Annotated in this window: 7 protein-coding genes and 1 pseudogene; 4 read left to right on the top strand and 4 right to left on the bottom strand. The window is 42.4% G+C overall.

Annotated elements, in window-relative coordinates; all coding sequences use genetic code 11:
• Nucleotides 1-207 precede the first annotated feature (207 nt).
• Entirely contained in the window at nucleotides 208-375 is a 168-nt protein-coding gene (locus V7K60_RS08610) for a hypothetical protein (protein WP_334924627.1), read from the bottom strand.
• Here V7K60_RS08610 and V7K60_RS08605 point away from each other — a divergent pair.
• Nucleotides 332-698 (top strand): annotated as a pseudogene (locus V7K60_RS08605) (IS701 family transposase); the annotation flags it as partial. The gene V7K60_RS08610 and the pseudogene V7K60_RS08605 overlap by 44 nt on opposite strands.
• A gap of 490 nt (nucleotides 699-1,188) precedes the next feature.
• Here the strand turns inward: V7K60_RS08605 and V7K60_RS08600 are convergent.
• Entirely contained in the window at nucleotides 1,189-1,329 is a 141-nt protein-coding gene (locus V7K60_RS08600; RefSeq protein ID WP_334924614.1) for a hypothetical protein, read from the bottom strand.
• 169 nt (nucleotides 1,330-1,498) lie between these two features.
• Here V7K60_RS08600 and V7K60_RS08595 point away from each other — a divergent pair, with 169 nt between their 5' ends.
• Nucleotides 1,499-1,726 carry an MbtH family protein gene (locus V7K60_RS08595; protein ID WP_334924612.1) on the top strand — a complete coding sequence of 76 codons (228 nt, stop codon included), beginning with the start codon at nucleotides 1,499-1,501 and terminating at the stop codon, nucleotides 1,724-1,726.
• Nucleotides 1,727-1,765: 39 nt separating this feature from the next.
• Here V7K60_RS08595 and V7K60_RS08590 read toward each other — a convergent pair whose 3' ends face one another.
• Together V7K60_RS08590 and V7K60_RS08585 are read right to left on the bottom strand one after the other, a co-directional pair.
• Nucleotides 1,766-1,915 (bottom strand): hypothetical protein, encoded by a 150-nt coding sequence (locus V7K60_RS08590; protein ID WP_334924610.1) that lies wholly within the window; start codon nucleotides 1,913-1,915, stop codon nucleotides 1,766-1,768.
• 216 nt (nucleotides 1,916-2,131) lie between these two features.
• The gene (locus V7K60_RS08585; RefSeq protein ID WP_334924622.1) at nucleotides 2,132-4,237 is read right to left on the bottom strand and encodes an acylase; all 2,106 of its coding nucleotides are present in this window, start codon (nucleotides 4,235-4,237) and stop codon (nucleotides 2,132-2,134) included.
• Between the two features lie 357 nt (nucleotides 4,238-4,594).
• Between V7K60_RS08585 and V7K60_RS08580 the strand changes: the two genes are divergently transcribed.
• Together V7K60_RS08580 and V7K60_RS08575 are read left to right on the top strand one after the other, a co-directional pair.
• Complete coding sequence (locus V7K60_RS08580; protein ID WP_334924608.1) at nucleotides 4,595-5,626, top strand: FecCD family ABC transporter permease; 1,032 nt, start codon at nucleotides 4,595-4,597, stop codon at nucleotides 5,624-5,626.
• Nucleotides 5,623-6,663, top strand: a complete 1,041-nt coding sequence (locus V7K60_RS08575; RefSeq protein WP_334924606.1) for a FecCD family ABC transporter permease — start codon at nucleotides 5,623-5,625, stop codon at nucleotides 6,661-6,663. Before V7K60_RS08580 ends, V7K60_RS08575 begins: the two co-directional genes overlap by 4 nt.
• Nucleotides 6,664-6,673: the final 10 nt, after the last annotated feature.

Below are 6,673 nucleotides of genomic sequence, written 5' to 3'. Positions count from 1 at the left end.
TTTTTTGATTGGTTGACTCTCAATCGTGACCTGTTTGCTGCTTATAAAGCCAGTTTGGGCTACATTTGGGCTTAATTTTTGTTTAAGTCCCGTTAGCAAAAAAGAGCCACCTTTGCTGCTCTAGCGATCCAGAACCATCAGAATACTCTGCAAATAAAGAGACTGCTCAACAAGATAAATCTAGCTTTAGTAACAATTACTTAGTACTTACGCATTGACAAAAGAGGCAGAAAATGCATGAAATAAATCAGGAAGAGATAGGCGATCGCTAACCACCAAAGGCATTGAAAGACAGATAATACTGAGGTTGTCTGCATTAAGGGTGACGACTATCAGAGCAACTACCAAGCCATCGACGGCCAAGTGTGACCTCAACACTTATACTCTATTTTTATTAGCAGCAATCTTTGTACCCAGGCTGCACACGTTTGGCAGAAATCATGGAAGATTTGTCTCATGATAGTGTCAATAGATTTTTGCTGCGTGAGCAGTATGAACCAAAAGACTTATTTGATGAAGTTAAACTCTATATCAACTTAGTAGGTGGCATATTAAGTGCAGACGATACAGTAATTGACAAGCCTCATAGTGAACCAAAATTAATAGAACTAATTGGTTACGTTTATTCGGGAAGACATGATCGTATAGTCACCGTGATCGCTTTGATCTCTGAATATCGGTTCGCTGATTTTCTGGGTGGTTAGAAAAAAGACGGAACAAAAGAATAAGGGTTATGGTGTTTGTCACAGATTGTGATCCTTATCGGAGCGAATTAATTTTGACGCATTGCTGAATGCAGGGATAATAAGCGCTACAAAATTTTTCCCCCTGCTTCCCCTGAACTACCTCAAGAGCCTACCTAAATTTCTCCTACTGTTTTGCAACGCCAATTTTGGGTATTGATTGGTTCACCACTCGCCAGCATCCAAAAACCTGATTTCTCCCAAACCCTTATGACTAGCTTATTTACCAATGGCTCTAACTTCAAAACAAATGGGTGAACCCGCAGTTATCACGTTAAAAAGAAAGAAGGATGAGGAAAAATGTGAAGTGAGTAGCTTGATTTGTTACCAAATTAATGATAATCTTTATTATTAAATAAATTCAGTAGTTCAAAAAGTTTTCCAAAGGTCTTACCAGTCTTTTACTTGAGATGGGGAATACAATTCTCTAAAAGCAGCTTATAGCCTATTCTACCTTTTGGCTTAACTTGTTATGGATTGACTCAAGAGCGATCGCATATTGCGGCTGCCTTGCGCCATCGCAACCACTGATGATTGCCAGTTTCCCAAACATCGGCACAAACCCTAATTCTTTTTTAGTTTGCAAAACTTTTGGATCTAATGAACTTTCTTTATTGAGAAGGTTAAACGAGTTAGTAGTAAGCACTTTATTGCTTAAATGACAGCTAGAGCCACTGACTACTAACTTATTGTAGCGAAGTACTGGATTATAAAATTTTAGAAAGCATAGCTAATTAAATAGCAGGAGATAAATTATGTACCAAGACAACAAAGAAGACACAGCAATTTACAAAGTTGTAGTCAATCATGAAGAACAGTATTCCATTTGGCCTGCTGACCGAGAAAACGCACTCGGCTGGAAAAATGCTGGCAAAAGTGGTTTAAAACAAGAATGTCTAGATTATATCAAAGAAGTTTGGACTGATATGAGACCACTTAGTCTTCGCAAAAAAATGGAAGAAGTTGCTGAAGGTAAATCATAACGTATCGGCTCAATAAGTCGGGGTAGTCAAAATAAGTGGCTACCAAGCACCAACCCAAGAGATTATCACATTTTCTACCCCAATTTTGGCAAAGATAGTTGTCAATGCTGCAAAGCCAGCCGAAAGTAATGCATATATCCACCATGCTATAGTGTTGTTTTCCATCTTGCCTGCTGGCTGACTAGTCAAAATTAGCAGTGTTATTTAGGCTGATCTTTAGATGAAATTACTCGCTGCAAACTGCGATCGCTTCTCAAAACGTCATGGGATGTCTGCTACGGGCTAGGCCTACGCCCCAGATATCTCCAGAAACTAAGTTTTAACCTAGACATCAGGCTTGTAGACTGATTAATGGTGATGTCTACAAGCCGGGGAAGTTTTGAAGCGATCGCAAGTGCTAGAAAATCAGAATATTTTACGTTCTTCTAGATGGGCAAGAATATCTGAGCGATCGCGCCACACAGTCCGCAACTTTTTGTTGGCGGACATCTGTAACTGGTCGCTAATGTGGGGCGATCCGGGTTGAGTTGCATTACCGTAGCTGGTAAGTGCCATTGCCCGTACAGGCTTAGAGAATTCAATTGCAGCTACATAGGAATCACCTCCAACAGCTTGGAATTGCCCATTTGCTTCAGGAGCAAAATCGAGTGCACGAAAAATTCCCAGGTTGACATCCCCACCATTGGCAGATAAATCCACATCACCCAACCGTAGCCGAAAAACCTTGCCCCACGGTACATCAAGCGCCCCATAAGTCTTTTCTACCTGTGCTGCTACTGCTTGCAGAGTTGCAACTGCACTTTCAGGATTAGCTAAACCATCGGGCGTGGTGCGTGGAGAATTTTCATTCCAAGGTTTACTAAACGTCTTATCTAAGTCTATCTGTTGAGCCCAAAAAGCAAATAGTACTGCTCCCCGACTATCTGCATTAGCTTGTCGATCCCAGGCTTCTAAAACGCTAGCTGCTTTTTGCCCTAAGTCATTACCATACTTACGTGTAGCCGGAATTAAATCATCCAAAATCCGATCGGCCAGTTCCATACGGGTAGAATACTTGTCTGCAACCATTTCATCAAAAGAGATTTTGTCATCCTCAGCCAACATCCTTACAGAACGTTGAGAGCGGAAATCCATGAAATGAGGAGCCATGTAAGCTGGGTAATTATCTGCTTTAATGGCGGCTGGAAATGTAGTTGTCCAAGGTGGGTCATTTGTATTTTGCAACCAGCCACTCTTAGGGTCAACTATACGCGGTAAATCTTTGTAAGGATGAATTTTTGTCCATAAGGTTTTAGATGTATTTCCTGGGATTAAGCCTTGCCAATATTTAAAATCACCAAAGGAGCGTACTGGAACTTGACCATTGAATAGGTGCATAATATGCCCTTCTCGATCCGCATACATCACTGTAAACATTGGCAATTGCAAGCGCTGGAGTATTTTTTCAAACTGGGCAAGGTTTTTTGCTCGTGCCATATCCCACCACTCTTGGAGTACACTTGGTCGGTCAAGACCTGCAACTCTCAGTGCCACGGTTTTACCATTTTTCTCGACGAACACAGTCCCGTGGACAGAACTTTTCACTACTAATGGTTGCTCTTGCAAGGAGCCATCTTTCTGCTTCACCTTTAAAGAAAGAGTTTTGGAAAGGAAGTTACGAACTTTGTCATCAAAGCGATAACCATTTCCTGCCAGTGTAAGTTCATAAACATCCCAACCATCGTAGGTGTTAACGGTGTGAGTCCAACCTAAGTTGTTGTTAAATGCGATCGCTAATACGGGAATACCTACAAGCGTTGCCCCATAAGCATCAATTCCTGGTGCGGTGATTTGGGCTTCATACCACAAAAACAAATCTGACCAAGGTAGATGTGGGTTTGCTAGCAACATAGCGTTCCCATTGGCAGAATGAGTTGGTGCGATCGCCCAACCATTAGATCCTGCTTGCAACTTTTGTTTGCTCAGGTCTAATACTTGCTCAGGATTGACCACAAAGGTGAAATTGAGTACCCGATGTAAGTGAGCCATGACATCTTCTGCCTTGACTGGTAGCACCACCTCAACTTGATCGTCAATCAAGTCAGGATTTTGTTTTGCATAAGCATTGATCCCAGTAGCAAAAGCATCAAGATAACCGCGAAAAGCTGGACTCTGTGCCTTGTACCAAGAACGAGCGCGTTCTGGTACTCCCACAGTCTGTACCCAACGATCTGAATCCAGGTATTTCTCTCCCCAATATTCGGCTGCGCGTCCCCGTGCTTGACCATAGAGACGCAAAAGCAAATCTCCATGACTTTGCATTTGTGCCCAACCAAAGGCATAAAATGCACTCTGGTCATCTTTGCCGTAGATATGCGGCACACCGGATGTATCCCATAATATCTCTGTGGATTTTGTTGGTACAGCTATAGTGCGGCTTCCGATAAACAAAACCAGTATCAAACTGAGTATTAAGGGTAAAACGCGTATTGATTTTCTTTTGTAAACCCTAAGTAAACTATCAATCCTCATGAACACCACCATGTACAGATGTAACGCCTGGTGACTGAAACTGCTATTGGGCATTGGTTATTCTCCTTGTCCCCTTGTCCCCCGATTCCCAGTCCCCTCTTGGCACGCAAGTGACTTTGACAAAGCAGATTTAAGTTGATCTAACAATACCACTTTGTTGAGAAAATATATCAAAGCTGTAAGAGTATCTTTTATTCCTTTTAAAAAATGGGGAAACGACTACACGATCATGTAATCTATATATTTATCAAGAAAGATTATCAAATCCAATGATTAAAAAGCTGTTTCATATTGAGAGTGCCCATTGAAAAAACAACTAATCAGCAGAGTGTAAAATTTTCAAGCGACGGCAGGATCATGATAAAAGCAACCACAGTGTCACCTAGAGAATTGGAAAAGCCACAAATGTCAGCCTTATTTGGTCTGGTTTTGGGACTATGTATACTGTTAATTTTCTTAGTGTGCAGTGTGACGCTAGGTGCAGCAGAAATACCTCTAAGTAAGATTTTGACATCTTTTATAGCCTTTGATGGTTCTTACGATCACTTAGTTATTCAGACTGTAAGATTACCGCGATCGCTAATTGCTATCTTTGTAGGTTCAGCTCTTGCTGTATCAGGAGCATTGATGCAGGGTTTGACACGAAATCCCTTAGCAGATCCAGGTATTTTGGGTATTGAGTCGGGAGCCGCCCTCTTTGTAGTTGTCGCAATTTTTGTTTTTGGCAGTTCATCCCTAAGTATTTACGCCTTTGTGGCCTTTTTGGGTGCGGGAGTAACAGCGGTGTTCGTTTACATCCTTGGTTCTCTGGGACGGGGAGGAGCCACCCCACTAAATCTGACAGTCGCAGGAGCGGCGTTAACTGCTCTGATTTCTTCCCTCACCACCGGTATCCTCATTGTCAGTCAACAAACATTCGAACAAGTAAGATTTTGGTTAGCTGGTTCATTATCAGGTCGAGATTTTAATTTATTCTTACAACTACTACCTTTCATCGGTATGGGATTAGTATTAGCTTTTGCCCTCGGCAGACAAATTACCACTATGAGTTTAGGTGAAGATGTCGCCAAAGGCTTAGGTCAACAGACAGCTTGGATCAAAATAATTACCGCTATCAGCGTAGTTTTACTAGCAGGAAGTTCTGTCGCTCTTGCAGGGCCAATCGGCTTCATTGGTTTAGTTGTTCCCCATATAGTGAGATTTTACATTAGAGCCGATTATCGTTGGATATTACCTTATTGTGCAGTTTTGGGTGCTATTTTACTCCTGGTCGCAGATATTGCCGCCCGTGTATTGCTAAAACCACAGGAGTTACCTGTAGGTGTAATGACAGCAATAGTTGGCGCTCCTTTTTTTGTCTACCTGGTTAAGTCGAAGGTGAAAAAATGAAGGTTGATTGGCTAGTCATTCGTTCGCAGGCGATATCTTTCCGAATTGACCGACGTGTACCACTCATACTGCTATGTTTGGCAGTCGCGATTGTAGTGGCGATGGTGATGAATATAGGGCGGGGTGAATATCCAATCTCGCCTTTAGATATTGTGAAAACTATATTGGGTTTAGATACAGGAAACCCAGACCATTCATTCGTGATTCAGAATCTGCGTCTACCCCGCACCCTTGTAGCTTTTATGGTGGGAGTGGCGCTAGCAATTTCTGGCACTATCTTCCAAGGATTGACACGCAATCCATTGGCTGACCCAGGTATTATCGGCATCAATGCTGGGGCGAGTCTGGCGGCAGTTACAGTAATTGTGCTATTTCCTTGGGCACCAATTTACACCTTACCTATATCAGCTTTTGCTGGTGCTTTGCTAATGGCGATTTTAATTTACTCGCTGGCTTGGAACAACGGTAGTTCTCCGATTCTATTAATTTTAATGGGTATTGGCTTGTCTGCGATCGCCAGTGCCATAACCAGCTTGATGATTACCTTTGGCGAAATTTCTGACGTTAGTAATGCTTTGGTTTGGTTAGCTGGAAGCGTTTACGGACGGACTTGGGAGCAAGTCTTTTCCTTGTTACCTTGGTTAATTGTTTTTGTCCCAATGGCTTTGACACTAGCAAGGCATTTGAACGCTTTAAATTTAGGAGATGATGTCGCCAAAAGTTTGGGTAGTCAAGTGGAATGGCAACGTGGTTTACTCGTGCTGGTGGGTGTAGCCTTAGCAGGTGCAGGAGTCGCAACCGCTGGAAATATTGGTTTTGTTGGTTTAATCGCACCCCATTTAGGACGACAGTTGGTAGGTGCAACCCATGAAGGTTTGATTCCTGCTTCTGCACTTTTGGGAGGAGTGATTGTTGTGATGGCAGACTTGTTAGGCAGAACGCTGTTTGCACCTATCGAACTTCCTTGTGGGGTGGTAACTGCTGCTGTTGGCGCTCCTTATTTTCTTTATTTATTAATTCGTAACCGCAAAAAATAAGGGACTGGAG

It is taken from the genome of Nostoc sp. (assembly GCF_036917555.1).
Classification (GTDB): domain Bacteria; phylum Cyanobacteriota; class Cyanobacteriia; order Cyanobacteriales; family Nostocaceae; genus Nostoc.
The sequence above is the reverse complement of the archived record's forward strand: the minus strand, read 5'-3'. Positions and strand labels throughout refer to the sequence as shown.

Bases quoted from the DNA above. Each gene is read 5' to 3' on its own strand.
- V7K60_RS08585 (WP_334924622.1), bottom strand. From the start codon at position 4,237: ATGAGGATTGATAGTTTACTTAGGGTTTACAAAAGAAAATCAATACGC.
- V7K60_RS08575 (WP_334924606.1), top strand. From the start codon at position 5,623: ATGAAGGTTGATTGGCTAGTCATTCGTTCGCAGGCGATATCTTTCCGA.
- V7K60_RS08580 (WP_334924608.1), top strand. From the start codon at position 4,595: ATGATAAAAGCAACCACAGTGTCACCTAGAGAATTGGAAAAGCCACAA.
- V7K60_RS08595 (WP_334924612.1), top strand. From the start codon at position 1,499: ATGTACCAAGACAACAAAGAAGACACAGCAATTTACAAAGTTGTAGTC.